This window comes from Providencia sp. SP181 (genome assembly GCF_050446505.1).
GTDB lineage: Bacteria > Pseudomonadota > Gammaproteobacteria > Enterobacterales > Enterobacteriaceae > Providencia > Providencia vermicola.
Window position 1 is genome coordinate 60,281 of record NZ_JBBPXM010000006.1, and the last position, 24,364, is coordinate 84,644.

Annotated in this window: 25 protein-coding genes and 1 riboswitch; of the genes, 8 read left to right on the forward strand and 17 right to left on the reverse strand. The window is 40.9% G+C overall.

Going from position 1 to position 24,364, the window contains the following annotated elements:
• Positions 1 to 110: 110 nt before the first annotated feature.
• Positions 111 to 254 carry a hypothetical protein gene (locus tag AABS66_RS11800; RefSeq protein WP_272539105.1) on the reverse strand — a complete coding sequence of 48 codons (144 nt, stop codon included), beginning with the start codon at positions 252 to 254 and terminating at the stop codon, positions 111 to 113.
• 592 nt (positions 255 to 846) lie between these two features.
• On the opposite strand from AABS66_RS11800, the gene metK reads away from it, so the two are divergent.
• On the forward strand, positions 847 to 1,998 hold the full coding sequence (gene metK, locus AABS66_RS11805; RefSeq protein WP_206082725.1) for a methionine adenosyltransferase: 1,152 nt from the start codon (positions 847 to 849) through the stop codon (positions 1,996 to 1,998).
• 85 nt (positions 1,999 to 2,083) lie between these two features.
• Here the strand turns inward: metK and AABS66_RS11810 are convergent, their stop codons facing one another.
• From AABS66_RS11810 to AABS66_RS11820, 3 genes are read right to left on the reverse strand one after another with little or no spacing between them, the layout of a single operon-like run.
• The gene (locus AABS66_RS11810) at positions 2,084 to 2,494 is read right to left on the reverse strand and encodes a DUF6691 family protein (protein WP_206082726.1); all 411 of its coding nucleotides are present in this window, start codon (positions 2,492 to 2,494) and stop codon (positions 2,084 to 2,086) included.
• 4 nt (positions 2,495 to 2,498) lie between these two features.
• Positions 2,499 to 2,936, reverse strand: coding sequence for a YeeE/YedE family protein (locus AABS66_RS11815; RefSeq protein ID WP_206082727.1), 438 nt, complete (start codon positions 2,934 to 2,936; stop codon positions 2,499 to 2,501).
• A gap of 1 nt (position 2,937) precedes the next feature.
• Positions 2,938 to 3,264, reverse strand: a complete 327-nt coding sequence (locus tag AABS66_RS11820) for an ArsR/SmtB family transcription factor (protein ID WP_206082728.1) — start codon at positions 3,262 to 3,264, stop codon at positions 2,938 to 2,940.
• 109 nt (positions 3,265 to 3,373) lie between these two features.
• On the opposite strand from AABS66_RS11820, the gene AABS66_RS11825 reads away from it, so the two are divergent.
• Positions 3,374 to 3,907 (forward strand): SprT family zinc-dependent metalloprotease, encoded by a 534-nt coding sequence (locus AABS66_RS11825; protein ID WP_206082729.1) that lies wholly within the window; start codon positions 3,374 to 3,376, stop codon positions 3,905 to 3,907.
• Positions 3,908 to 3,938: 31 nt separating this feature from the next.
• Here the strand turns inward: AABS66_RS11825 and AABS66_RS11830 are convergent, their stop codons facing one another.
• Positions 3,939 to 5,009, reverse strand: coding sequence for a magnesium transporter (locus AABS66_RS11830; RefSeq protein WP_206082730.1), 1,071 nt, complete (start codon positions 5,007 to 5,009; stop codon positions 3,939 to 3,941).
• 74 nt (positions 5,010 to 5,083) lie between these two features.
• Positions 5,084 to 5,256, reverse strand: a riboswitch (M-box (ykoK) riboswitch).
• Positions 5,257 to 5,832: 576 nt separating this feature from the next.
• On the opposite strand from AABS66_RS11830, the gene AABS66_RS11835 reads away from it, so the two are divergent.
• Entirely contained in the window at positions 5,833 to 6,069 is a 237-nt protein-coding gene (locus AABS66_RS11835; protein ID WP_206082731.1) for a HEAT repeat domain-containing protein, read from the forward strand.
• Positions 6,070 to 6,171: 102 nt separating this feature from the next.
• On the opposite strand, the gene hcr is transcribed toward AABS66_RS11835, so the two are convergent.
• Both hcr and hcp read right to left on the reverse strand, forming a co-directional pair.
• The gene (hcr, locus tag AABS66_RS11840) at positions 6,172 to 7,176 is read right to left on the reverse strand and encodes an NADH oxidoreductase (RefSeq protein WP_272573413.1); all 1,005 of its coding nucleotides are present in this window, start codon (positions 7,174 to 7,176) and stop codon (positions 6,172 to 6,174) included.
• Positions 7,177 to 7,253: 77 nt separating this feature from the next.
• Positions 7,254 to 8,906: a hydroxylamine reductase gene (hcp, locus tag AABS66_RS11845; protein WP_430224943.1), complete on the reverse strand. Its 1,653-nt coding sequence runs from the start codon at positions 8,904 to 8,906 to the stop codon at positions 7,254 to 7,256.
• Positions 8,907 to 9,213: 307 nt separating this feature from the next.
• Between hcp and clcA the strand changes: the two genes are divergently transcribed.
• The gene (gene clcA / locus AABS66_RS11850) at positions 9,214 to 10,599 is read left to right on the forward strand and encodes a H(+)/Cl(-) exchange transporter ClcA (protein ID WP_272539102.1); all 1,386 of its coding nucleotides are present in this window, start codon (positions 9,214 to 9,216) and stop codon (positions 10,597 to 10,599) included.
• 43 nt (positions 10,600 to 10,642) lie between these two features.
• Here clcA and tehB read toward each other — a convergent pair whose 3' ends face one another.
• The 5 genes from tehB to AABS66_RS11875 form a co-directional block, all read right to left on the reverse strand.
• Positions 10,643 to 11,530: an SAM-dependent methyltransferase TehB gene (gene tehB, locus AABS66_RS11855; protein WP_430224944.1), complete on the reverse strand. Its 888-nt coding sequence runs from the start codon at positions 11,528 to 11,530 to the stop codon at positions 10,643 to 10,645.
• Positions 11,531 to 11,650: 120 nt separating this feature from the next.
• Entirely contained in the window at positions 11,651 to 12,730 is a 1,080-nt protein-coding gene (locus AABS66_RS11860; RefSeq protein WP_272539101.1) for a linear amide C-N hydrolase, read from the reverse strand.
• A 179-nt stretch (positions 12,731 to 12,909) separates the two neighbouring features.
• Positions 12,910 to 13,683 (reverse strand): topoisomerase IV, encoded by a 774-nt coding sequence (locus tag AABS66_RS11865; protein ID WP_430224945.1) that lies wholly within the window; start codon positions 13,681 to 13,683, stop codon positions 12,910 to 12,912.
• A gap of 310 nt (positions 13,684 to 13,993) precedes the next feature.
• On the reverse strand, positions 13,994 to 14,572 hold the full coding sequence (locus AABS66_RS11870; protein WP_206082738.1) for a YceI family protein: 579 nt from the start codon (positions 14,570 to 14,572) through the stop codon (positions 13,994 to 13,996).
• 13 nt (positions 14,573 to 14,585) lie between these two features.
• Entirely contained in the window at positions 14,586 to 15,143 is a 558-nt protein-coding gene (locus tag AABS66_RS11875; protein WP_047756889.1) for a cytochrome b, read from the reverse strand.
• Positions 15,144 to 15,509: 366 nt separating this feature from the next.
• Between AABS66_RS11875 and AABS66_RS11880 the strand changes: the two genes are divergently transcribed.
• Positions 15,510 to 16,139: a glutathione S-transferase family protein gene (locus AABS66_RS11880; RefSeq protein ID WP_206082740.1), complete on the forward strand. Its 630-nt coding sequence runs from the start codon at positions 15,510 to 15,512 to the stop codon at positions 16,137 to 16,139.
• A gap of 147 nt (positions 16,140 to 16,286) precedes the next feature.
• Here the strand turns inward: AABS66_RS11880 and AABS66_RS11885 are convergent, their stop codons facing one another.
• Positions 16,287 to 16,907: a malonate decarboxylase holo-ACP synthase gene (locus tag AABS66_RS11885; protein ID WP_206082741.1), complete on the reverse strand. Its 621-nt coding sequence runs from the start codon at positions 16,905 to 16,907 to the stop codon at positions 16,287 to 16,289.
• A gap of 208 nt (positions 16,908 to 17,115) precedes the next feature.
• Between AABS66_RS11885 and AABS66_RS11890 the strand changes: the two genes are divergently transcribed.
• Entirely contained in the window at positions 17,116 to 18,111 is a 996-nt protein-coding gene (locus tag AABS66_RS11890) for an FUSC family protein (protein ID WP_272573410.1), read from the forward strand.
• 19 nt (positions 18,112 to 18,130) lie between these two features.
• On the opposite strand, the gene AABS66_RS11895 is transcribed toward AABS66_RS11890, so the two are convergent.
• Complete coding sequence (locus AABS66_RS11895; protein WP_430224946.1) at positions 18,131 to 18,823, reverse strand: DAPG hydrolase family protein; 693 nt, start codon at positions 18,821 to 18,823, stop codon at positions 18,131 to 18,133.
• 91 nt (positions 18,824 to 18,914) lie between these two features.
• Here AABS66_RS11895 and AABS66_RS11900 point away from each other — a divergent pair, with 91 nt between their 5' ends.
• A complete protein-coding gene (locus AABS66_RS11900; protein ID WP_206082744.1) occupies positions 18,915 to 19,556 on the forward strand; it encodes a TetR/AcrR family transcriptional regulator in 642 nt (213 codons plus the stop codon).
• A gap of 129 nt (positions 19,557 to 19,685) precedes the next feature.
• Positions 19,686 to 20,327, forward strand: a complete 642-nt coding sequence (locus AABS66_RS11905; protein WP_206082745.1) for an NAD(P)-dependent oxidoreductase — start codon at positions 19,686 to 19,688, stop codon at positions 20,325 to 20,327.
• 181 nt (positions 20,328 to 20,508) lie between these two features.
• Here AABS66_RS11905 and iolB read toward each other — a convergent pair whose 3' ends face one another.
• From iolB to AABS66_RS11920, 3 genes are all read right to left on the reverse strand, one after another.
• A complete protein-coding gene (iolB, locus tag AABS66_RS11910; protein ID WP_430224947.1) occupies positions 20,509 to 21,339 on the reverse strand; it encodes a 5-deoxy-glucuronate isomerase in 831 nt (276 codons plus the stop codon).
• A 174-nt stretch (positions 21,340 to 21,513) separates the two neighbouring features.
• The gene (iolE, locus tag AABS66_RS11915; protein ID WP_206082747.1) at positions 21,514 to 22,407 is read right to left on the reverse strand and encodes a myo-inosose-2 dehydratase; all 894 of its coding nucleotides are present in this window, start codon (positions 22,405 to 22,407) and stop codon (positions 21,514 to 21,516) included.
• 30 nt (positions 22,408 to 22,437) lie between these two features.
• Positions 22,438 to 24,342 carry a bifunctional 5-dehydro-2-deoxygluconokinase/5-dehydro-2-deoxyphosphogluconate aldolase gene (locus AABS66_RS11920; RefSeq protein WP_430224948.1) on the reverse strand — a complete coding sequence of 635 codons (1,905 nt, stop codon included), beginning with the start codon at positions 24,340 to 24,342 and terminating at the stop codon, positions 22,438 to 22,440.
• Positions 24,343 to 24,364: the final 22 nt, after the last annotated feature.

The following is a 24,364-nucleotide window of genomic DNA, read 5'->3' on the forward strand; positions in this document are numbered from 1 at the left end:
AAGCATAGCACTGGCAAGCAGTTATATCGGAGGAAACGGCAATACTCAGATTTTAATAAAAAGTGCTTAGAATTCTAAACAGTGACAATATACGACCTTAAGCTGACAAATTAATGACTCAGCCTTGAAGGTGTATTAAAGATGTGACGGTAACTTCGTGATGAAGTAAAGAATGACAGGAAAGTAAACGCCAAAGTCACACGGCGATCCGCATATGACGGTTGGATACTGTTATTCAGTAGATTATGGATCATTCCCCATTAACCCCCAATATAACTGTTTAGCCCCTTCAGATTTCAATGTTGTAGCACTATTTTGGCAGGCTGACCTGTTGATTTAAGCTATATCACCTTGTGTTTTATTGAAATTCAAAAGTTTATAAACATTCCTGATAGATAGTAGGCGCTTTATTTTGACCTACTGGTATATAACGGGAAAAAACAACCATCCGTTACGGTCGCAGTTTATACATCTATTGGACGCAAAAAGCAAAAGCAAAATGCCGAAATTGCGATAAAATTTTAACGGCAATAAATCGAGCTATTAATCACGGCGACCTATAAGCAAAAAATAGCTCATCGATATAATGCTATTCACCCTAAATGATTTTTCAGTGAAAAACAGCCAAATAAAATAAACCTCCCTTTCCTTAAGGATTTAAAGCGATTTTGCTTAGTTTATGACGTGTTAGTAGGGATTACGCCTAGGGGATGATAGTTAATTTGTGCCTCTATTCGTTTTTTGTATAAATACAGGTAGAAATTTTTACTTCATAGGACTAAAATAGCCGTCTAGATGTTAAAACATCCAACTATAAATTCTGCGAATTCTTAAGGTATTAAACTCATGGCTACACATCTCTTTACTTCTGAGTCTGTATCAGAAGGGCATCCAGACAAAATTGCGGATCAAATCTCTGACGCAGTACTTGATGCTATTCTTGAACAAGACCCAAAAGCTCGCGTTGCCTGCGAAACCTACGTCAAAACAGGTATGGTAATGGTCGGGGGAGAAATCACCACCAGTGCTTGGGTTGATATTGAAGAAATCACACGCAAAACGGTTCGTGAAATTGGTTACACCAGTTCAGATATGGGCTTTGATGCCAATTCTTGTGCTGTTTTAAGTGCGATTGGTAAGCAGTCTCCTGATATCAACCAAGGTGTTGACCGTACAGACCCATCAGAACAAGGTGCGGGTGACCAAGGCCTGATGTTTGGTTATGCAACCAATGAAACTGATGTGCTAATGCCAGCGCCAATTACTTATGCACACCGCTTAGTTCAACGCCAAGCAGAAGTGCGTAAAAATGGTACATTGCCATGGTTGCGTCCAGACGCGAAAAGCCAAGTCACCTTTAAATACGATAACAACAAAATTGTGGGTATCGACGCCGTTGTTTTATCCACTCAGCATTCTGAAGATATCCAACAAAAAGAACTGCATGAAGCGGTGATGGAAGAAATCATCAAGCCCGTTCTGCCAGCAGAGTGGTTATCAAAAGAAACGAAATACTTTATTAACCCAACAGGCCGTTTTGTTATCGGTGGGCCAATGGGTGACTGTGGCTTAACAGGCCGTAAAATTATCGTTGATACCTACGGCGGTATGGCGCGTCATGGGGGCGGTGCGTTTTCTGGTAAAGACCCATCAAAAGTTGACCGTTCAGCAGCCTATGCAGCACGTTATGTTGCAAAAAATATTGTTGCAGCTGGCCTGGCTGATCGTTGTGAAATCCAAGTGTCTTACGCGATTGGTGTTGCTGAGCCAACCTCTATTATGGTGGAAACCTTTGGTACAGCGAAAGTTGATGAGACTTTACTTATCCAATTAGTGCGTGAGTTCTTTGACTTACGTCCTTATGGTTTGATCAACATGCTTGACCTACTACACCCTATTTATCAGCAAACTGCGTCTTATGGCCACTTTGGCCGCCCACAATTCCCGTGGGAAAAAACAGACAAAGCAGAAGCTTTACGCGAAGCTGCTGGTCTGTAATACATCGAACTAAAACGTATTACACAAAAACCCATCATAGTGATGGGTTTTTTTATTGCTTGTGACTTAAACCCTATAAAATGGCTTAGGATTTTTGGCTAAATTGGTAAACGGACATCCCTGCAATCATTGCCAGCGTAAAAATAATTCCTTGAGTGATCCCCAAGCCAGTTAATAATAATGCAGGTCCTGGGCAAATCCCTGCAAGTCCCCAACCAAGGCCAAATACCGCACTCCCAGCCAACAACTTTTTGTCTATTTTTTGATTAGTTGGAATTTGCAACGGGCAATTTAACACACTCACACGGCGCTTTTTCACCCATGCATAAGAAACTCCGCTAATCGCCATCGCAACAGCCATCGTCACCAGTAATGAAGGATCCCAATTTCCAGTGATATCTAAGAATGCTAAAATTTTGGCTGGATTTCCCATCCCCGCAAGCACTAACCCCAAGCCAAATAAGACCCCTGAAATTAAGGCAATAAGAATTGGCATCAGTTTACCCCCCTAACCCAAAATGATTAGAAATCGCAACGGTCACAAAAGCAACAATCATGAAAATCAACACCGCGACAATTGAGCGACGGGAAAAACGCGCCATACCACAAATGCCGTGTCCACTTGTACAGCCGCTCCCTAAGCGCGTGCCAAAGCCAACGAATAAACCCGCGATGATCAAAATAGGCGTACTTGCCGCGATATTGACTTCAGGTGTATAAGCAAACCACGTAAATAAAATCGGCGAGATAATAATGCCCAAAATAAAGGCAACCTTCCATGCGGTGTCCCCTTTAGTCGGTTTTAAGATCCCTCCCAAAATACCGCTAATCCCAGCAATTCTGCCGTTAAAAACCAACAAAATTGCCACAGCAACACCAATGAATACCCCACCGATTGCTGCTGAGACTGGTGTGAAATTTGCCCAATCAATACTCATCTTATTTCTCCTGCACGGGGCAATAAAGTTGATATAACGTATTGAGTAACGTGAATAATTTTTCATCCGCAATTGCATAATAAATGCGTTTGCCCTCACGGCGAGTTTTCACAAGCCCATCATTACGCAACACCGTAAGTTGCTGGGATAATGTAGGTTGTTGGATACCGAGTTGTTGCTCCAAATCGCTGACGCAAGCCTCCCCTTGAGTCAATTGGCACAATAAAATTAGCCTATCTGGGTTACCCAACGTTTTTAATAAGGAAGCCGTTTGTGATGCCGCCTGTTTCATAGCTGAAAGCTGCTGTTCCGATGTGATATTATTCATACAGTCACTTATACTTAACAATATTATATATAAATACAATATATTATTTAATATAATAACTGTCAATTTTTACTTGTTTGAAAGCAACTGCATCACGTATTCTTAACTAATGAAAACCATTCGAGTCCCCATATTCCTACAGCAGCACGTTATGCGAGTTCTACGCGAAAAGCTGGCCCTTGCTGAACAAAAACTGGAACAAACATTTCCTGAGCCCGCTGTTAACTACAAACAGCGAGGTACCACGGCGGGTAGCGCTTACCTGAAAGAGTGGGAAATTCGCCTCAATGCAACACTACTGATTGAAAACACAGAAAAATTTATCGATGAAGTCATCCCTCACGAACTTGCACACTTGTTGGTATACCATGTGTTTGGGCGTAAAGGTGTTGCCCCCCATGGAAAGGAATGGAAATGGATGATGCAGCATGTATTAGAGGTTGATGCGAAACGCACACACAACTTTGCCGTTGCAACGGTAAAAAGCAAAACATTTGCCTATCACTGTGCTTGCCAAACCGTACATCAATTAACCATTCGTCGCCATAATAAAGTGGTACGAGGAGAAAACCAATATTTGTGCCGTCAATGTGGGGAGATTTTAAAACAAGAAAAATTAATCGAAACTGCGGCAGAAAACTGATTTCCTGCCGCATCAAATTTGAGGCGTGTGCTTAAGCGAACTCCGTCATCACTAATTTAGCAATTTCAAAGTAAATGATTAAGCCAGTTCCATCGATAAAGGTCGCGATAAACGGTGCAGATACCACGGCTGGGTCAACTTTCATTTTCTTTAAAACCATTGGAATAATTGAAGAAACAATCGCACTCCACATTGTAATCGCGACGATAGTTAAGCTCACCACGATAGTCACTTCATGGCCAACACCTAAAATCCAAGCACGGATTAGGGCTGCGCCGCCAATAGTAATTGCGACTAAAAACGAAGTTGAAACCTCTTTCTTCAGGACTGTGCCTAAATTACGCAAACTCACCTCGCCCAATGCCATCGCACGGACTAACGTTGAGGTAATTTGTGTTCCACTGTTACCCCCCGTTCCAATTAATAATGGAATAAAGAAAGCCAGTGAAATTGCGGCTTCAAGTTGTTCTTCAAATGCTTTTAGTACTGTTCCTGTGTATGCTTCCGCCACAAACAACATTAATAACCAAACCACACGCTTACGCCATAATGTGACTGGGCTTGTGGTTAAGTAAGGTTCATCAAGTGGTGTGGTTGCGCCTTGTAACTGCGCATCAAGTGTATTCTCATCTTCAATCAGTTCTGCGATATCTTGCGGACGCAAAACCCCCATTAACTTGCCAAATTGCACCACTGGGATCATATCTAACCCACTATGGTTAATCAGGTCATAAACATCATGACGAGATTGTTCAGGCGCAACTGAAAAATAATTGTGACGCATAATATCTGACACAAATAAGTTTTCAGGTGATGCTAATAATGATTTAACTGAAAGAATACCATTTAAATAATTGTCGTTATCGACAACAAATAAATAGGTGGGGATTTGCTCGCCCTCAAGGTGCTCAATAAGGTTTTGTTTTACACAAGCAATTGAATCTGCGACAGAAACTGGCAAATATGATTGGCTCATATATGCGCTGACTGTGGCGTCATCGATTTTTGGTTGTTGTGTATTGTTGCCTTTGAGGCGTGCGTCTTTCATCGCGGATTGAGCAATGGCAACTGCTCCCGCTTTGTTCTGGGTAGTGAATGTCATTTTTTTAGTCCCTAGTTACTGTTGGTTACTCAAACAGTACTCACATAGGGGCGAAACCAGATGAGAGAATGCGAAAGCTATCTCTTCGTCTCGGTTTTAGCACTATACAACGTATCCTGTCTTTAACAGGAAGTTACATGGGGATATACCTTCGGTCGATATATCCTGTCCTAATCTTGGGCGTCTCTCGACGTCGTCAGATCAGTAACCTATGTTTGTATAGGAGCCTCGCCTAACGAGATACTGCACTTTGGATGCGGCGCGAATTATACCCACTGAGAAATTAATTACCACCCTATCCCTACGGTTTTTTACGCATTGAAAACTTACCGTTTAGGTCTCGTTTAAGTTAATGTTTAAAATAAACTAATAAAGTAACAAAATGTAATTTTAAATAATTTTCATTACTTTTCTATTAACAGTTAGCATAAAAAATAAATAGTCATGTGGAAAATTAAAAATGTATTTAAAATAATCGTTAACGTTTTTTATATTATACAAAGAAAACAATGACCAAACTTCATGACTACAGCCTATTTCAGCTTTTCAAGATAGATTCACCCCATTTAATATAATGTGAACTCATATAGCGAGTAAGATAAATCACTCATTCTATTATATCTTACAATCCTTTCTTTCACCAAAGTGGAAAAAACAGAAATTTAGGTATGGAAATTTACTTATGGCAATATTTAATTCCAAAAAGTAACATAAGGGCACTTTTTTAATTTTATCTAAATGTTTTTTTATTTTAATTCAGAATTAAATATCAACGGATTTATCTTAAAATAAATCAAGATTTATTAACCGTGAAAATTTTATTATGGATAAAGTAATTGTAGGAATGTTAACTAGCTTAACATTTCGTGTAAATGATGAAATAAAAATCGCGGCGATTTCCGCTTTAGGAGATTTTAAAGCAACGATTGAATATAATGATGCCATTATAAGAATCATAGACTTGTGCCAAGATCCGAATAAGGAAGTTGCTGTTTCAGCGATCAATACATTAAGTAAGTTATCGGTGTATTTTATACAAACCCCGCTATTAGAACATTAAATTTTACTCTTATTGTATGTATTGTAAATTTCAAATACCTTTTATATGGAATACTGTCCCATTAAATAACACATGAGACAGTATATTATTATTTAAATAACATTAGGCTATTTCAGTGTCGCCTTGTAATTGACAACTACATGCTAAAACATACCCTTCTGCTATTTCAGCGGCGGTCAATGTCATTGTACTTGTTGTTGTATAATTGCCTGATAATACTTTTGTCTTGCAACTTCCGCAAACACCTGCACGGCATGCAGCAATAACAGGCTGTTTATTTTGTTCTAATGCAGATAATAACGAAATCCCCACAGGCACTTTAAAATCAGCGAGGCGCTGGCGAATTTTAAGCGTCAGCACATCTTCGCTATTAACCACTTCTGGCTCAGTTGAAAAACGTTCCATAAAAAAATGTTCGGCAGGTACACCTAAATTAGCCGCAAATTGCTGAGCATTTTTCATATAAGGAACTGGCCCACAAGTCATCACTACCCGTGAAGCAATATCGGGAACTAATGCTTGTAGTTTTTCTTCATTTAATCGACCTTGGGCTAACTCCCCATTATCTGGCGTTTCAGCCATAATACATAACTGTAAACGTTCTGGGTATGCACGTGTCAGTTGTTGCCATTCCTGCGCAAATATAACTTGCTTGTCGTCTCGCACATTAAATAATACTTTAACATGCGTTTCTGGACGATTGGCCATCAACCAGCGTGTCATTGACATAATTGGCGTCACGCCACAACCCGCAGCAAGCATTAGATATTGTTGGCTTTTCACATTTGCACAGGTAAATTCCCCTTGAGCTTCAGACAACCAGAGGTAATCCCCAGGCTTCACTGCACGAGTTAACCAGTTAGAGCCCATACCATCCTCTAATCGCCTAACGGTAATTGAAATATAACGGCTTTGACCTGGTGATGAAGATAGAGTGTAAGCCCGCATGACATCATCACTATTTTTAATACTAACCAATGCATATTGCCCTGGTGAATACATATAAAAATCATGATTAATTAAGTTGATCGTCCAAACATCCGATGTTTCTTGGATAATCGAATGAATTTGCATTCTATTTGGACATAAACTACTTGGCATTGTCATCGCACGACTCCTTTAAAGGGGCTTTCGCCCCTCTCTTCTCATATCTGTGTTTAGGCTTGTTATATTTTTCTGGCTAATTATGCAGGTAAGATTTCAGCCAAATCTTGCTCAACTGTCGTAATGCTACGCATTCCAAACTTCTCATTTAATACATTGAGTAAGTTTTCAGTTAAGAAACCAGGTGCACTTGGACCGGTATAAATGTTTTTCACGCCAAGGGCCAGAAGGGTTAATAAAATCACGATGGCTTTTTGCTCAAACCACGACAAAATTAAGCTCAGCGGTAAATCATTGATACCACATCCCAGTTTTTCTGATAAATTCACAGCAAGCATAATCGCTGAGTAGGCATCATTGCACTGACCCACATCAAGTAAGCGTGGTAAGCCTTCTAGGGTACCAAAATCTAATTTATTGAAACGATATTTACCGCAAGCCAGTGTTAAAATAAGGCAATCTTCAGGTACTGCACGTGCAAAATCAGTGTAATAACTTCTTTCATCACGGCTGCCATCACACCCTCCAACAAGGAATACATGACGTAATTTTTTCTGTGATACTAAATCAATTACCGCGTCTGCTGCACTTAACAGGGTTTGGCGACCAAAACCAACCGTAATTTTGTGTTCGATTTCGGTATATGGGAAACCCGCTAATGATTGTGCTTGCGCGATCATTTCTGCGAAATCATCACCCTCGAGGTGTTTTGCTCCAGGCCAACCGACAATACTGCGAGTCCAGATCCGGTCTTTATAATCCCCCACATCTGGGTCAATAATACAGTTTGAAGTCATCAATACAGGGCCTGGGAACTTCGCAAACTCCACTTGCTGATTTTGCCAACCGCTACCGTAGTTACCCACTAAGTGTGCGTATTTTTTCAGCTCAGGGTAACCGTGAGCAGGTAACATTTCACCGTGAGTATAGATATTAATCCCTGTTCCTTCCGTTTGTTCTAATAGCATTTTTAAGTCTTTCAGGTCGTGACCTGAGATTAAAATACATTTCCCTGCAACAGGGCGAACATTAACTTCCGTCGGCGTTGGGTGACCAAACTCGCCAGTTTCACCTGCATCTAAGATTTCCATGATTTTGAAGTTCATCAAACCAATTGCCATGGAATTATTGAGCAGTTCATTCATATCAGCAGGTAATGTACCAAGCCAAGCCATAATTTCATGATATTGACCATAAACATCATTATCATATTGGCCTAAAACATGTGCGTGCTCCATATACGCTGCCGCACCTTTTAAACCATACAAGCAGAGCATACGCAGACCATGGATATCCTCACCCACTTGTGCTTTATCGATATCTAATGCAAATTTTGCCGCTTGTGCTTGTAGTATTGGGATGTCAGAGCCATCTAATTGTAAATTAATGAGTGGATGATTAAATGCGACTGCGCTATTCACAGATTGGCAGTGTTTAATTAATTTATCGCGTAAATAAATCGCTTCACGTGCATAACCAATAATACGGTCTGAATCAAAGTTCACGTTGGTTAACGTGGAGAAAAATGCGCGGGGTGCAAAGCTATCGATATCATGATCAATAACGCCTAAAGTCCGTGCAGTAACCGCACTCGCAGATAAACTTTGCAATACAGCAACTAATAAATCTTGTAGATCAGACGTTTCAGCTGTTTTACCGCACATACCCTGCGCGTATGCACAGCCATTTCCAGCTGGAGTTCTAATTGTTTGTTCACATTGCACACAGTACATGTTGTTCGCCTCTTAAAGTTGCATTTCAAATACAACATTAAGATTACGCTCTTTATTAGAATAAAAAAGAGACATTTCAGGTTATCTAACCATTTATTGATCTATATTAATATTCAATGTTAATGAGAACTATTCACGTCAATTAAAGTATGCTAAATAAACAAATTCGCCTTTTTTTGTGTTACTTTTTGTTCCTTTCAGCCTACCCTATGAAAAAAAATCATTTCCTATGATGGTTTTCGAGTAAGCCTTGGTATACTAAATATAAGTGGTTGTTATTTGGTCGTAATTAGAGAATCCAATAAAGATGATACAGGCAAACGCGTCCCAAAAATCTCCCCCTTCTTCAGCCAAAGGGTTATTCACACGAATAAAAAGCTCAGACAAGACGCCATTAAAGATCCTATTACTGTCCGCCATTATTGGCGCATTTGTAGGATTAGTCGGCTCTTTATTTGAAATGGGCACAACATGGGTCAGCAACATTCGAGTTCAATCGGTAGATGAACTTGTTGATAACAAGTGGCTGGTTGTTGTAACCATGTTTTTTGTTTCCGCCATTTTAGCGATGATTGGCTATTACCTCGTAAAACGCTTTTCTCCAGAATCTGGAGGGTCAGGGATCCCTGAAATTGAAGGCGCTTTACAAGATTTACGCCCTGTCAGGTGGTGGCGAGTGATCCCCGTAAAATTTATTGGTGGCCTTGGCACATTGGGTTCAGGAATGGTTTTAGGCCGTGAAGGCCCAACAGTACAATTAGGTGCAAATATTAGCCAAATGTTCTATGACCTTTTTCGCTTAAAGGATAATGAATCCCGCCATACTTTATTAGCTTCAGGGGCAGCAGCAGGTTTGGCCACTGCGTTTAATGCCCCCCTTGCAGGCATATTATTCATTATCGAAGAGATGCGCCCACAATTTAAATACAGTTTAATCTCCATTAAATCGGTGTTTATTGGTGTAGTGACTGCCACAATTGTTTACCGCTTAATCAACGGTGAAGCTGCTGTACTCAATATTGGACAATTTTCTGCTGCTCCGATGAATACCCTGTGGTTGTACCTTATTTTGGGTATGTTATTTGGCATTATCGGCATTTGTTTTAACCACTTCCTGCTGTTCTTACAAAGCCAGTTTCAACGTTTTTACCAAAATAAACTTTCTCGTTTTGTCATGATGGGCGGTTTAATCGGTGGCCTTTGTGGCGCAATTGGTGTTTACATGCCTGAAATTGTGGGTGGCGGTTATGCCGTGATCCACCAGATGGTTGCTGGTAGTTTTACCGTCACCTTATTATTATTGTTTTTTGCACTGCGTTTTCTGACGTCGACCATTAGCTTTAGTTCAGGTGCACCTGGTGGGATTTTTTCACCTTTACTCGCTTTAGGTACATTATTTGGAGGGATTTTTGGTTACAGTGCATTAGCGCTTTTTCCTGAATACCAAATCGAAGTGGGCACATTTGCCATCGCTGGAATGGGTGCTTTATTTGCAGCAACAGTAAGGGCCCCATTAACAGGGATAGTCTTAGTTTTAGAAATGACCAATAATTACCAGTTAATCCTACCGATGATTATTACCTGTATTGGCGCCACTATGATGGCTCAATTCTTAGGCGGTAGACCGCTATACGCTGTCTTATTAGAAAGAACCTTAGCACGTAGCGAGAAAGAAAAAGCAGCAAACGCATAACTCTTGTGTAAAAAGGGGGCTTTAATTAGCCCCCTCATCTTAATTATTTCTTTTTAGCAATTAGCGTCGCAAAATTTAATTTAATGCGGTTACCTTGTGCATCTGTACGATGTAAATGCCCAGGATTTTCATTATATTTTAAGATATCCCAATCTTGGTAATAACCCTCTAATTCACCTGGTTTTAAGAAACACTTGAATGGTACTAAATCCAATGGTGCATCTGGCGTTTGAACTGCGCAGACAATCACATTGACTCCACCAGATAACGTGTGTTCTTGCATGTTTCTCACCACATCAGTAATTTTTTCTCGCTGTAAGAACATCAATACCACAGTAGAAATAATTAAATCGTAATCACCTTGAATTTGGTGACTATTGATGTCATAAACTGCGGTATTAATATTATCAATACCTGCTTGTTTTTTAACAAAATCAATTGCCTGAATATGTTGCGGATTGATATCAACCGACGTGACATCATACCCTTGCAATGCAAGATAAAAACTGTTTCGCCCACGTCCTGAACCAAGATCCAGCGTTTTACATGGCTTAGCAAGATTATTTTCACACAGATAACGCACTTCAGAATGTGGGGTTGTTAAACCGTATTCTTTATAAAACTTAAGTTCAGGCTTACACATAAATGAAAGCTGGCACTGCATATCATCGCTACATTTAGAAATACGGTGCCAAACTTGCGGCTCAATTATTGGTGGCTGGTTATTTATATCAAACGTGAAATGTTGTTCACTACCATCATCATTAAAAATGATGAAATCTAAAGAGCCTTGCAGCACCTTCAATTGCGCATAAGAATCTTCTTTTGTGTTATGACGTTCTTGAAACATTAAAGGAAGAGACGCTTTATCCCAGACAGGCATGGTCTTGTAACACACTAGCTCGTTCATATCATCACCAATAAGTTGCATTTTAAATGCATCTTATACTGTTAGTTTATTATCTGCAAAGTATTCATCAATAAATTACTGAGGCTTTGATACATATCAACCTACAGCAATTACCGTAGGTTGATACCCCAAGATTGGACACTAATAACCTAATTGTTTTGCGCTAAGCCCTAAGAACTCAAATGGTTTTGTCACCACATAATTATTAGTGGCATCCCCTGAATAGATATGACTTTGCTCTTCACCTAGATCCAACTTTTTCACTTTTCCAGTCTCAGCCGAAAAATCGATTTTCGCTAAATCCGTCCAAAAAATATTAGGCGTGAGTGCAGACTCAAAAAAGTATAATTGACGCTTATGATCTACAAGGGTACGCCAACGAGTTGAGGAGATTTCAGGGGAAGATTCAGAACTTAAACCATAAGGTACAGAGACGTTACGGATCACCCCAAACACACTCGCAACCGCTTTATTTGCCGTGGTATTTTGAGGGATGGCATTGACATAAAACTGAGCACGAGCGAACCTGTCTGCTGATCGGTTAGTACCTGGTAACATCACAGTGCCACCAATACCTTGCCAATATTCCTGCATTGCCAGTTGTTTTTCATAGGTTGGTGAGTTGGTCATGACTTGATATTGACGACTGTGATGAATAACTTGCTTACCATCAATATATTCAATGATTGCACTATCACCGCTAGCATCAGAAATCGATAGATGTAAGGTGGCTAAACGGTCTTGGCCAGGAACATTATCAGTGGCCACCAGCAATGGATTTTTTTCAAGCGCCTCAACGGCCTCGGCGACAGTCGCATAGTTGTCTAAAACATATTGCGCCCATAGTGAAATTGATAATGCAGGTTGTTTGTCATTGACTTGTGGATATTTAGATTCTGCTAGCCACAATAGATTGGCAACTAAACCTTCTTCATTAATACCATCAGTGGTCGAAATATCGTACCCTGAAGCAATCACACTGCCGTATTTCGATTTCCATTTCACTGAATTCGGCCCCGCTACACCATCCCGCGCCATACCACGTGGAAAGATCCAAAGGTTAGTGCCGATATCATATTTCCAGTCCATGGTTCGCCCTGTCATGATTTGCTCATTTTCCCCTAAATACACAACACGGGTACAAGCTTGGCTAACCACGGCTGGCAAAGAAATTGCCGCTAGGGTAATGAGGGTCACAATACTTTTTTGAACGAACTTCATGCCACCTCCAAAAGAGATAAAACTAACAGATTGATATAGTAAGCATACTACATGAATGCAGATAATAAGTTTTGCACAGATAAAGTATAAAAAATGGCAGGAGATGTGAATAAAATAAATGTAATAATTAATAATACGTAATAGCACCCCATTAAGAGGTGCGACTATTTAACCTAAAACTAATTATTCACTGATGAAAATAAAGAACGTAATAATGCGGCTTTTTTCCCGTTATCAGGGATAGCAAGAATTTCATCATAAAAACTGATGGATATTTGGCAAGCAAGTGCAGGGGATTTTTTACCTGCCTCTAAATTCCCAAGAATTGCAGCATCTGCACCATATTCAGCACTCAGACCAGCGGCTAATTGGCTGAGTGTTTCCGTATATTCAGTGGGTGGCATTAACGTCTGAGTTTTACCTGCTTCACTGGAAATCAATAATTCATTGGTCGCTTGAATTTGCTTCAATAATACTGCTTGGCTTTTTTTCGGTGGAATGATTTCAGCCGTTTCTCTTAAATGTGGAAATAGTGAATAAAAACAGGTTTTCCCTGTAGGGTCTTCTTCCAATAAAACTTTAAGATAATCATTAACCTTACTGGTAAAATTAATCACTGCATCATCAGATGCGTATTCCATTCGTTCTAAGACCAGTTTCATCACACTACCGACAACTTGGTCGAATAATTGGCGACGAATATCTTCGTTTTCAGGGTAGTATTGTGTAATCAGGTGTTCAAAGCTTTGATAGGTTTCAGGGCTGATTTTTTTCACCGTCGCAATAATTGGCAGCTCTTTCTCAGCTTGCGCTAACGCTTCCGAGTGGATAACGGTATTATTGTCTGTAGATAACACATTGTTATCTTTGCTTAACCAGTAAAAACCGACTGCAAATGCAATAAATATAATGCTAACTATCAATGCGGTTTTACGTGAACTATGTGTATTCAAAGTCGCCCTGCCTTTTCTTAATAAAACGAATAACTACTCTCATTTTCACGTTATTACGTTACCTTTTCGTCACATTCAATCACCCAAAGACATTAAGCCTCTTAGGTAATTATAGTGTGCATTACGATAACATCCTGAATTAACCTGAAAAAAGTGATATTGGCTATTTTAGCCTGTATCAATGCGGGCTAGCTATAGGAATAAGGGAAATTGCGAGGGAAAAAAGAGAGGAATTGCCACAAAAAATCAATTCGTTCTTTTATGAAAAAACACCCTCAAGGTTTATTTCCCCGAGAGTGTTGTCATAGAATTATTTAGTCTGAACGCCTTCAACTGAAATTAACAGTTGAGCTTCTTGGGATTTAGGGCCCAAATCAGACTTAATATTAAACTCTTTCAACTTAATGTTACCTTGCGCTTCGAAACCTGCACGGTATCCACCCCATGGATCTTTACCTTCCCCCATGAGTTTTGCATCTAACGTAATTGGTTTCGTTACACCATTTAAGGTGAAATCACCCGTAATTTTGTAGGCTTCACCGTCTTTTTTCACTTCCGTTGAAACGAATTTCGCTTCTGGGAATTTAGAGGCATTTAAAAAGTCTGCGCTGCGTAAGTGTTTATCACGCTCTGCATGGTTAGTATCGATGCTGCCTGTTTTAATCGTCACTTCAACTTTGTCTTTTGATGGGTCTTTTGCATCATAAGTAAAGTTACCATCAAAATCTTTAAAACTGCCGTATACCCAGCTATAACCTAAGTGCTGAATACGGAATTCGATGAAAGCGTGTTGGCCTTGCTTATCAAATTGATAAGTTTCAGCAAGTGCAGAACCTGCCGTTAAAAATAGAGCACCAGAAGCCAGACCAAGAACCGTTTTCTTCAACATAATTATCTCCACGTTACTTATCGGGATTAAAACCCAACATTCTTTTTAATGTAATATCACGATCAAAGATGTGATGTTTAAATGCAGCAAACGCATGTAAAACTGACAATAAAACTACCGCCCAAGCGAGGTACAAGTGAATTTCACCTGCGGTATCCGCTTGTGTTGCAGCGCCAGTAAATAAAGCGGGAACATCAAACCAACCAAATACGCTGATTGGCTGTCCATCAGCGGTCGAAATTAAATAACCGCTAATCAAAATACTGAATAAAATAATATAAATCAAAATTTGAACAGTAATAGAACTGACTTTAGTTAATTTACTGTAACTTGATAATGGCTTTGGTGGCGGTGAAATAAATCGCCAAATCACACGAAATGCCATAACAATAAATAATAATATTCCTATACTTTTATGAATTTCTGGTGCTTGGTGGTACCAACTATCATAATAGCCCAGCGTCACCATCCATAAACCTAAAGCAAACATTCCATATACGACAATTGCGACTAACCAGTGGATGAGCAGCGAAATGTGCCCATAACGGGTTGTATTATTTTTCCATTGCATGATAAAAAACCAGTTAGAGATGAAGGTGATATTTAATTAACTAAGCCGTAATAATCATAAGGTGAAATTAATTTTATTCCTATCCCAAAGTTAGACAAATATTTTGTTGAAGATATTCAAATACGATCACCATTATAAAAAATAGTTTATTATTCCATTTTGTCTATATTAAATAATAAAATTTGAATAAAGTTTTTTCCAGTTTTGTAAATCACTATGACAGTTTATTTTTTAATAGTGTTATTCATTCTATCTTATTCTGATTCGTTATATTCTGTTTAGCGATAAAAAACATTTGTAGACCCATCATCTTCCTTTTACATTGGTATTCTCTCTTCCCTACTTTTTTGATGAGCAGGTTCGCCTATGTACACACTTTGGATTGCTAACAAAAATTACTCTTCTTGGTCATTACGTCCTTGGGTTTTATTAAAAACGTTGCAAATTCCTTTTGAGGAAAATATCTGTTTTTTTGAAAGCGGCAGAAGCAGTCATGATAAATTTAGCCGTTTTTCTCCGACGGGGTTAGTTCCTTGTTTAGTGGATGGGAAACAAACCGTTTGGGACTCTTTAGCGATTTGCGAGTATGTGGCAGAAGATCACCCCCAAGTGTGGCCAACAGGCCGTGCAGCTAGGGCTTGGGCACGTAGCGCTAGCGCTGAAATGCATTCAGGTTTCACTGCCTTACGCCAACAATGCCCAATGGATGTTTCTCGCAATGCACCATTAACTGAAATATCCCGTGAGTTGCAAGCAGACATCGACCGAATTTCACAGTTGTGGCAAGAAGGGCTGGAAAAATTTAGCGGCCCTTGGCTGGCTGGAAATGAATTTACAGCGGTAGATGCTTTTTATGCCCCTGTCGCATTTCGTATCCACAGTTACCAGTTGCCAGTTAATGCAGCGGCACAACAATGGGTTGCCCGTATGCTGAGTTTGCCTGCGATGCAAGAATGGCGACAAGCTGGCATTCAAGAGCCCCATATCGACCATTAAAAAAATAGCGCAGAGTCTTTTTTCTCTGCGCTATTTTCAACCGATTATTGTTCGGTAAAAAATCACCTGCACGAGCATCAAAATTAATTATTAAACAATGTGTTTAACAAACAAACGAGTTACGTGCATTTTTACGACAAACGCAATTTAAAGTGTTTCATCCCACGGATCTGCTGTCATCACATCACCTTGTGGTGTATGCAATGTCACCTGGTCATTTTTAAACCACTCCGCTAATGAAAACCCCCCTTTCGGCGTTTCCACATGAATATCGATGGGGCAATAAGGTGTATTCGCTTTGATGGCAAATTCAGCAAAATCTTCTTTTTGATGGCGCGTTGGGCAGCGCAGTACTACATCGAGGTCGCAATCGGACAGCATGCTTTGAATATCCGTTGCCAACGTATAGGCACAGCTCCCCGCTACGCCCCATTTCCACGGCCATTTGGTTTGTGAAATTAGCCATAAAACCTGTACAGGTGGCAATGCAATAAACATCGACCGTTGTAATTCAACGGAATCAGCCACCAATGATTCCACATTCATAATGTGAGTGATTGCTGATTTTTTGATTTGTGTCGTAGCACGTTGATGCGGCTTAATACCCCGTATTGCGACTGTCACATAACCGTCTTCTGCCTTATCACGGTACACCGTCAGTGGCAATTTGCTATTCCACTGTGCGCCAACCCATTCAGGGAGTGATTCTATCTCGACATCTTCATTACTGCCGACCCAAACAAAATCATGAGGATTGATTATTTGCATTTTTTTACCTTTATGATTGTTACGACTGCTCTTTGTCTATTATGCCTTTTTTGCTATATAAAAACAGAAGTTACCTCGACTTTGCTTTAGCAATAACATTTATTTCCAATCTGATAAAATACATATTCTCCCTTGTAATCCCATGATGCTTATTATTTAATTACCTTAATAATTAATAAGTTAAATATCGGTTTATGAGCGTCGTATTATGAGAACATTTCCAGCTATTCACGATGGGATAACCTTTACCAGTTGCATACTTTTCAGTGCGGCAACCGCTTTTGCAATTTTAGATGCACAAGCGGCTATGTGGGCGGCCTTCTCAACCTTATATTCCTTTAATTTATTCAATGCTGCGAAAGAATATAAAAATTATGCTTATACCGCGTTTTGTTTATTGATGATCTTAGTGGCAATTTTTATTGGCGATACCCTGCGTCTTGGTACTGCTTTTTATCTTTACCTGGCAGTCTTTTCGTTCATTTATTATCAATTGTACGGCACCGATCCCGCCATGGATTTAACCATGAAATTTATGATTATCATGTCAACCATTGGGACAATTTTACCCGATATTTCTAAAAGCTTAGCGCTGGGATTTATTATTGGCAGTACAGTAACACTGATTACCTATTATGTTCTTAGCCACAAAATGACGCGCCACAGTGTGGTCACCAGCGCCTTAGTTGAACGCAATTTATTTACCTTGCGTAAAAATATTATCCCACGGTCAATGACCTATGCACTGGGATTATTACTTGCACTTGCGATCCCACGGTTTATCGACCTCGGGCACTTTTATTGGACACTACTGACTTTTGTGTTTGTTTTGCACCCCAAATCACAAAGCATTATTAAGATTACCTTGCAGAGAGTCTTAGGCAGCCTGATTTCTGTTTTACTACTCTATTTTTTATTTAATACTCCACTCATGCCGTATATCGGGTTAATTGCGATGGTCGTTTTTGCTTTTTTAATGCCAATGAGTTTCCATCACGGGTATACCTTTATGACTTTTGTTGTAACGAGTTTGATACTCTCCGTGCTTGAACAAGTGGTGTATTGGCGCCATCCAACCTATGAATTACTGTTCGACCGCGTATTAGAAACCGCATTGGGCGGTGCAATTGCCATTGTGACGAGTATTATTTTGAAATTGTTCCGTGAGGGAAGCTCAACTGGGCAAACCGTGGAAAAAGGTTAATTTTCCACGGCGACCGCATTTACCAAGGCAGAGGGGCTTTCTCATTATTTGCGTGTTCTCCGTAATATAATGACGGTAAGAAACGCGATAAATAAGTAAATTCGTTATAACAATGGCGCATTAATTCAAGCCCGATATTGTCAGGTAATTCATTGATAGGGTCAGCTAATGAAGCGCCCAGTAAAAAACGGCTCCGCAAAACGCAGCCAAACTCGGTGTCTCGCGTAATGTGCATCATTTTGCCATCGACTGGGTAACCTTGAGCATCCATCAATACATTGTTCCCAAAACCAATTGAAGCACAAACTGCCCCCGAGATTGATTGGTTTTCAATCGCTTGTTTCAGTGCATTTGAGTCAAAAAAGTCACTGGCTTCGCGAAATTTCAATTTAGCGGCAACAGGGGGGATCTCCCCTAATGATTCAACCGCATGAATTGATGCACCAATATAACTTTCCCCTTTTTTCCACTTGTCATCCCATCCATGGTGGGCAGCATGGTCATGGGGATGCCACCAGCGGATGTGCTGCGTTGTTTCAAAAAAAGTAAACCACCACTCCACCATTCGGCCTTTACAACCGTGTAAGTCCGTTCGAACTGCAACAGTAAGTAACCCATTTTCATCCCTTTCAATTCCCATCTCTAACCGTAATGGTGCAGGTAACAGTATGTCATTTACATTTTCGACGGCCCAAGCGGTATTCATTTTCATCTTTCACCTCAATTAGGAAACTTTATTTGTTTCCTAATTATATTTGAGCTAAAATACGCCTAAGTCAAGCACAAAAAATAGAGCGCCATTTATGCAAAAAGATGAACCGAGCAAATCGACACGCGGTAGACCCAGTGTTCCTGAAGCTGAATTAAAAGAAAAAATTATTCAGGCCACAGCGCAATCTCTCCTTGAGGAAGGTTACTTATCCACCACCATTGATACGGTGGCAAAACGAGCAGGTGTGGCGAAAAAGACTATCTACCGCTTTGTTGATAACCGCGAAACGTTAATTGAGATGGTGATTTTGAGTTGGACAGACAGCTTTGTTCCCCTGTTTGAGCAAGAAGCACAATCAACCGATAACTTTTTTGCCTTGCTTACCCAAAACCTCAATGCAATTGCACAAAAAGTATTGTCTTATGAAGCCGTTGGGCTCTTTCGTTTATTGCAAACCGATTTCAAACAAAAACACATTTTGCTCGATAAATACCAAAAAAGTGGCATCGAACGCAGCCGCCAACTGTTGACGCAGTGGTTAGTTCGCCATAAAGAAAAGCAGCTTATCAAACAAGCGGATTTTGTGGTGCTCAGCGATTTAATCTTATCCATGGCCATCGCCGAACCATTGAGGCAGATTTCCTTAGGGCTCTCCCCTGCGGGGTTAACACCCACAATTGAAGCAAGAACAGAACAAGTCGTTGCCCTTTGTAAACACGTATTGCACCCATAAAAACTGGCGAATAATATCAAGAAAATGCACTAACTACATTCCGCAGAAGATAAATCTGCCCTATACTTTAATAAGATGATATTTACAAAATCAATCAAACAACAGTGTGTCACACACTAGGGGTTCCGTATGAAAATATCGATCATTGGTGCGACCGGTTTTGTGGGAAAAGCATTAGTTGCAGAAGCGCTGCGACGCCATCACCAAGTGACTGCCATTTCTCGCCATAGCAACACCCTGCCGCAACATGCTCATTTGATAACAGAATCTGGGGATATTACCGATGTGGCTTGGCTAACGTCTCGCCTTAAAGGCCAAGATGTGGTGATCAGTGCATTTAACGGTGGCTGGCAAAATCCGAACTTGTACCAAGACACGGTTACAGGGAACAACGCCATTTTGCAGGCGGTACAAAAAGCCGCGGTAAAACGCTTTATTGTGGTAGGCGGTGCAGGCAGTTTAAAAATCGCGCCTAATTTGGATTTAATCGACTCCCCTGATTTCCCAGCTGAAATTAAACCTGGCGCACAAGCCATGCGTGAGTTTAAAAGCCAATTGCAAACCATCGATACCCTTGACTGGACTTATGTGTCCCCCGCAGCCATGTTAGAACCTGGTGAACGTACAGAAACGTTCCGTTTGGGTGGTACTGAATTGTTGATGAACGGTAATGTGCCTGCGAAAATTTCGGTCGAAGACTTTGCCGTTGCTGTCCTTGATGAAGTCAATAATGCCCAATTTGTTCGCCAACAGTTTACAGCGGCTTATTAATCACAGATAAAAAAGCCGGTAAATAATTTACCGGCAAAATAGATAACAGATTTGGTGCTTATACTCTAAATCATTCGAGTTGCATGTAGGCGGCTATCTGAGTGTAGCCAACCCCCATGCAGCACGAAGGATAACGAGCATACAACTTTATTTCACTTTATTCACAACTACTGGTAACAACTTACTGCCCTTTGTACTTGGCGGCATACACACCACTATTGACCCAATTATGGTCTTTTTCCCATGTGAATAACCACTTACGTGTTGGCCCTGCCATCACATTTAAATAGTAGTTATCGTAGCCTGCCATGGTTGCCATTGGGTGATATCCTTTTGGCACCATAACCACATCTTTGTTATACACCGCCATACACTCGTCTAACTCACGGTCGTCAGTGTAAACACGCTGCATACAGAAACCTTGTGATGGGTTCAATCGGTGATAATAGGTTTCTTCTAAATAAGTTTCATTGGGTTCATTATCGGTATCATGTTTATGGCTTGGGTACGAGCTGGTACACCCTTCATCCGTAAATACTTCCACGACTAATAAACTATCTGCCGCTTTATCGTCTGGTAAAATATTGTGGACATAACGTTTGTTATAACCATGGCCACGTTGCTCAGCACCAATATCATCGGGCCCAATTAAACGGGTTGGATAAGTCCCTTTGCCTTTCGCACTACAAACAGCAAGCTCCAATGCTGTTTCGGCTTTAACTTCTGCAAATTCTTGCGCTGTTACATACACTGCATAGGGTTTTTTACGCTCAAATGGATCCATGCGGTCGCCGATATTTTCAAACGCTTGATTTGGCGTTTTGATCGTCGCCTTACCTGCCACTAAGACTAAACACATTTCATTTTCAGAGGCAGGCAAGGAAATGGATTCACCTTGTTTCAGTTCATACACATCAAAGTGTACATATCCCCAGTTGGCAATCTGCGGCGTGATATGCTGAGTACGCTTATGTGCATCTGGAGCATGGTATTTCGACAATAATTTTGACATAACTTTCCTCTAGCTTTTTCAAGTTGCCTGCTAATACTCGCAACCTGTTTAATGAAATTTTTAACGTTCAGCTTTTCAACCCCCATACGTGAAGTCGTTCAGTCTGTGGCACAAGTATATGAACTGTGTGGTCGAGTGCAGACACCAACACCACGGACTGAATATAAAGCTGAGTTAGATTAAACCAGCCTCTTTAGCCAACTTAGATAAATTATTGTACCCAAGTGTTGCATATGTCAGTGGGTGTGCAATTGCTGGGTCTTGCTCCGCTTCTACCACTAACCAACCATTTTCATATTGGCTATTTTTCAATACTTTGAAAACTTCTGGGTAGTTAACACAGCCATCGCCAGGTACTGTAAAGACCCCTGCCAGTACCGCATCTAAGAAGCTTGTTTTACGGTTTTTCACATCGTTAAGTACGTCAGCACGAACGTCTTTACAATGTACATGGTTAATACGTTTAGCCCAACGTTTCGCCACTTCAACAGGGTCTGCCCCTGCAAACGTTAAGTGACCCGTATCAAGCAATAAACCGACTTCATCACCCGTATATTTCATTAGGTTATCCACATCTTCGGCTGATTCAATCACGGTACCCATATGGTGATGATAGGCAATTTTAACGCCTTGAGATAACGTATATTTCGCAAATTCCGTCAGTTTCTTACCGTATTCTTCCCATTTGTCCGCAGGGAACAGTGGGCGCATATGCACAGGCTTATTTTGATCCCCATGAATACAATGGGTAACCTCAGCGAATACCATCACTTTCGCACCAAGATCGCGTAGTAGCGCTAAATGGCCTTGGACGGCTTCAATTTCTTCTTCTACACTGCGGGTTAATAGCTCACCCGAATACCAGCCTGAAACTAATTGTAAATCGTGTTGTTTTAAAATTGGCCCTAAAACGTCGGCTTTACGGGGAAATTTATTTCCCAGTTCAAAGCCTGCAAACCCTGCCTGACGGCCTTCTGTCAAACAAGTTTCCAGTGACGTTTCCGCCCCCAGAGTGGGTAAATCATCATTGGTCCATGTTAAAGGGTTGATACCAAGTTGGATTGCCATGATGAAGCTCCTGTGTAGGTAAGAGGGATATTATTTACGCTGACGCCATAGGGCTATCAGGTTTAAATAGTTTGTTTTAATTTTCTGCACTAGCTCGTCATCATTTAGCTCGCCTTTCATCCATTCTAAGGAGGGTTTACCAAACAATGTGCGACCTACTGCGAATCCTTTAACAATTGGTTTTCCTGCTGCGGCATTAAAACCTGCTTGTAACTCATCTTGCGGTGCATCTAACCCTAATAACACCACGCCGCGGCAATACGGGTCACGCTCTTGAATTAAAGCATCCACCGCATCCCAATTTTCCGCTTTCAGCGGTGGCAGCTTCCACCAATCAGGCTTAATACCTAGGTTATAGAAGCGTTTGATGGCGCGTAAATACAGCTCGTCAGTGCGTTCCATATCTGCAGGTAAAATCACTTCAAGCAATAATTCATGGCCAGATTGGCAACATGCGCTATACACTTCTTGCACCGTTTTTTCTTGTTCTAAACGCAGAGGGTGGTTATCTTCTGGGTGGAAGAACACCAAACATTTCACGATATGCTCTTTCGGCCAGCTAATCAGTTGTGAGCCAATATTGCCATGCTCTAAACATAATGGCCTTGATGCTGGTAATTCGATTGGGCGACCAATCCACCAGCCACGACCAGTCACATCATTGAGTACATCTTGCCCAAAGGTACTGTCACACAGTAAACCAGCTTTACCTTGTAAATTCGCTTCTTGCGACACTTCAAGGCTGGCGCGGAAAATCAGTTTTTTCAGATGAGGGATGCAGGAAATATCTGCTCCAGCAACACGTGCCATATCCACAAACTGAATACGATGGTCAAATGCCATCACACAAAGTTCATTCCACTGTGTGCTGCGTGTGGTGACTCGGTGTAGATGATTTAATATTGGATCAAGATCTGGGCGCGGCACTGCGGCAGCTCGCTGAAGATAGTTATCCAACTCAACCTTTGTTGGCATTGCTGGCGCACAGCCGTGGCGTGAAACCACCAGCGCACCACAAGCATTCGCATAGGCACAGGCTTTTTCCCAACCATCACCATTTAGGTAGCCCCGCAGCAAGCCTGACATAAACGCATCTCCCGCACCTAACACATTAAGTACGTCAACTCGAACACCGTGAACCGTAATGCCTTCGTCCAAAGTCTCTGGGATAGCGCCACTGAATACCGAACAACCTAATGAACCGCGTTTACACACTAATTCAGCATCCGTTAGTCTACGGATATTTTTCAGTGCTTGAATGGTGTCGGTTGTTCCCCCTGCAATGTGAAACTCTTCTTCTGTTCCTACAATTAGGTCAAACATCGATAACACATCTTGCAGTTGCTGCGTCACACTTTCTGAGGCAATAAAGCGGGTTTCGCCATCACCCAAAGAGGTTAACCCCCACAATACTGGCCGATAATCGATATCAATCGCAGTCTTCACATTATTGTGCTTCGCATATTCCAACGCTTTCAAAACTGCTGCGCGAGTTTTTAGGTTCGATAAATGCGTACCTGTAATCGCTAAACAACGGGAAGAGGCGATATATTCCTCAGTAAAATCATCTGGCGTAATAGCCATATCCGCACAATTATCACGATAGAAAATCAGCGGAAACGTATCTTGGTCTTTGATCCCTAAGATCACTAATGCCGTTAGTCTGTCTTTATCCGTGATCAAATGGCTCGTATCGCACCCTACGCGTTGCAGTTCCTCACGTAGAAAGCGCCCCATATGTTCATCCCCCACACGGGCTAACATCGATGATTTCAAACCTTGTATTGCTGTACCAAATGCAACGTTACCTGATGAGCCGCCTAAATATTTGGCAAATGTACTCATGTCTTCTAAACGAGAACCTATCTGTTGTCCGTACAGGTCAACGGCAATACGGCCCATACAGATAACATCTAACTTCTTCTGCTTATCCATTAATCACCCCTTAACTACAACA